This is a genomic window from Paraglaciecola sp. (assembly GCF_030730205.1).
Classification (GTDB): Bacteria; Pseudomonadota; Gammaproteobacteria; order Enterobacterales; family Alteromonadaceae; genus Paraglaciecola.
In genome coordinates, this window is the sequence record NZ_JANQVQ010000239.1 from 1 (window position 1) to 2,209 (window position 2,209).

The following is a 2,209-nucleotide window of genomic DNA, read 5'->3' on the forward strand; positions in this document are numbered from 1 at the left end:
TAGGGCGTTTTGAAACTCGTGCAAGGGGTTATTTAATAAAAACATAGCTTTTTAGCTTGTTCGCTGATTAATTGCACAAAACGGCAAAAAAGCAGGCAATATTGATTACTTTTCTCTTGCTTTGACCACTATCGCAGCCTTAAGCCGGTTTTTACCGTAACTGAACGCTTTCATAAACACGGCATGCTCGACCGGAATATATTGACGCTCAGCAGAAGATAGCCAGGGAATGTCTTCAGTGTCGGGGTCGTTAATATAAACAAAATGCTCATCCACCGCACAAACCACAACCCAATGTGGTGCCTTGCTCTTATCGAATTGCCACGTACTAATTAACACAACCAATAAAGCATCTTCTGCAAGTAGTTGCTTAATCTGACTGATGCTCAGTTCGGAAAGGTGTAAAGGAATACCACTTTGCTCAACCTTCAAACGATATGAATCGTGTACACGCTGTAACACAGCTTTTTTTACTTCACTACGCACGGTGTCAGTAAATAGTGGACCATCTTTATTGAGGTAAATCTCAACCTGAAAACCACGATGGTGCGCAGCTAAAGCTAGACCTCTTGGACCACAACCGCCATGACCTGATGTCATAAAGATAGTAGTTGCCTCACGCCAGATGTCGATTTCCAAAGAGGCAGGGTCAAACTGATTAGGTTTAAAGTAGTTAAATACCATCAGCAGGCAAGCTGGCCCACAGGTAAACGGCGTCGTTTGAGCTATATAAGGTACTTGCCGGCTAACAGACTCACTATCAAATTGAATAATCCGTTTTTGCATACAGATTGCATCAGAATTATCTTCATAAAAGTCATGTTTTACGGCGAATTCGTGATAGTTGAGTTTATGATACAAGCCAATAGCGGCTGCGTTATCAAAACGTACCTCTAACCTTAACAAAACGCAACGCCTTGCAGTTGCAGCATGTTCAGCCTGCAACATAAGATATTCTGCTAAGCCCTGCTTACGCAACAACGGGTCAACAGCAAGAGAATATAATCTTGCCAGGCTGGTACCTCTTCTATAAAGCAGCAAAAAGTAACCCGCTAGCTGACCGTCACGTTCAACCAACATTAAGTCGCTACGCTTTTCTGTGATAAAACGTTTAAAGCTGCGCAAACTTATGCGGTCTGTAGTAAAACACTTATGCTCTAAGGCAAATAATGCCGAAGCGTCAGCTAAGTTTGCATGTCTAATAGAAAACGAAGCCAGATTTACTGGAACTAATGCCATAACGGTACTCATGGTTGCCTTTGGCTGATTTTTAACTAAGTTTAGGATAACAACAGCTAAACAAATGAAAAGCCAACAAGAAATTTAACTTTTGTAGTGCAGATTTCTTTGCTGTCTTTTTTTGTCACACCACGACATGCTTTAGCAAAATTATAGGAGCAACAATGGCCAAGCTGATAATCGTCGTCGACAAAGCACAGGATTGGGCTCCATTTCATCAATATGACGGCGTAATGACTTTACCAGCATACTTGAAATGGTCCGCTAAGAACAAACAACGTACCCGAGTTATTAATTTATGTCGCCAAGCGCAATATCTAGGGAGTGGTTATTACTGCTCTTTGCTTGCTGAAGCAAGAGGCCATCATGTTGTACCCTCAGTACGAGCATTTAATAAATTTAACCGCCATGAAATCGCAGATATAGCCGAAGAGATTCCTGGCACCATTCTCACTCAACTAAATAAAGCCTTAATAGATGAAACCAATAGCCAGCTTACGTTCAATATTTACTTTGGTGAAACTGAACATAAAGCACTAAAAAAAGTGGCGGGCTATTTGTTTGAAGCATTTGCAGTACCTATACTGCGTGTAGAACTGCAAAAGAAATTGAACTGGCAGGTTAAAACGTTAAAAATTGGTAGCGTCCATAAGCTTAATGAGCAAGAACAAAACTTATTTGGTAATACCTTAGAGCGTTACAGCCATAAAATTTGGCGGGTTGAACCTACAAATCGAAAGTACAAATATGATTTAGCGGTATTAGTTGATCCAAAAGAAAAATTCCCACCCTGTACGCCAAAGTCACTTGAACTGTTTGCTAAAGCAGCTAAAAAAGCCGCAATGGATACTGAACAAATTGGTGCAAAAGACATTCATCGGTTGGCAGAATTCGACGGGCTATTTATTCGCGAGACTACCGGGGTGAATCATCACACCTTTCACATGGCATTGAAAGCAGAGCGCGAAGG

Annotated in this window: 2 protein-coding genes; one reads left to right on the forward strand and one right to left on the reverse strand. The window is 41.2% G+C overall.

Features of this window, described 5'->3' with window-relative positions; translation table 11 throughout:
* Positions 1–105: 105 nt before the first annotated feature.
* Complete coding sequence (locus NWQ57_RS15725) at positions 106–1,251, reverse strand: peptidase C39 family protein (RefSeq protein ID WP_306023111.1); 1,146 nt, start codon at positions 1,249–1,251, stop codon at positions 106–108.
* Between the two features lie 152 nt (positions 1,252–1,403).
* Between NWQ57_RS15725 and NWQ57_RS15730 the strand changes: the two genes are divergently transcribed.
* A partial coding sequence (locus tag NWQ57_RS15730) for a RimK-like ATPgrasp N-terminal domain-containing protein (protein ID WP_306023112.1) occupies positions 1,404–2,209 on the forward strand: 806 nt, incomplete at its 3' end.

Coding starts and splice junctions, on each gene's coding strand:
- NWQ57_RS15725 (WP_306023111.1), bottom strand. CDS start 1,251: ATGAGTACCGTTATGGCATTAGTTCCAGTAAATCTGGCTTCGTTTTCT.